The following is a 588-nucleotide window of genomic DNA, read 5'->3' as shown; positions in this document are numbered from 1 at the left end:
CCTGCACCCGCCTTCGCAAGTCGCGGGGCGATGGCGCTGGCAAGCCGCAGAAGCGCGGTCGTGTTGAGCGCAACGAGCCGCGCCACGTCATCGGTGCTCTGTTCGACGAAGCTTCCGCCGATGGCCGTTCCGGCGTTGTTGACGAGGATTCCGATGCGGGCGTCGTCGCGCAGCCGCGTCTCCACCGCTGCAAGCTCGGCAGGTTGGGTAAGATCAGCCTGGATGATGTCGATCGCCACGCCGGTCTCCTCAACCAGGCGCGCCGACAGAGCCTCCATTCGTGCCACGTCACGGGCAACCAGCACGAGGTCGTGTCCGCGGCGCGCGAAGCGCTCGGCATAGGAAGCTCCGATGCCGGTGGATGCGCCGGTGATGAGGACTGACGGAATGACGGTCATGGCATTGCTCTTTTCTCTGATGGAACCTACATTCATGACGTTCATCATGATTGTGGCTAAATATGATGGCCATCATGTAAAAGTCAACAGGCCTATCGGAGAATTTTGAAATGAAGGTCAGTCGAGAGCAGATGGCGGAGAACCGTCGCCGGATTCTGGATGCGGCCAGCCGGCTGTTTCGCGACAAGGG

The 588-nt window shown here is 61.1% G+C and carries 1 protein-coding gene and 1 pseudogene; one reads left to right on the top strand and one right to left on the bottom strand.

What is annotated here, in order from left to right; all coding sequences use genetic code 11:
* A partial coding sequence (locus tag NKH02_RS34470; protein WP_352884313.1) for an SDR family NAD(P)-dependent oxidoreductase occupies positions 1 to 398 on the bottom strand: 398 nt, incomplete at its 3' end.
* Positions 399 to 508: 110 nt separating this feature from the next.
* Between NKH02_RS34470 and NKH02_RS34465 the strand changes: the two are divergent.
* Positions 509 to 588, top strand: a pseudogene (locus NKH02_RS34465) (TetR/AcrR family transcriptional regulator); the annotation flags it as partial.

Origin of the sequence: Mesorhizobium sp. M1396, assembly GCF_040317725.1 — a bacterium.
Lineage (GTDB): Bacteria > Pseudomonadota > Alphaproteobacteria > Rhizobiales > Rhizobiaceae > Mesorhizobium.
Note: the sequence above shows the minus strand (reverse complement) of the source record. Positions and strands in the feature narration are given on the sequence as shown.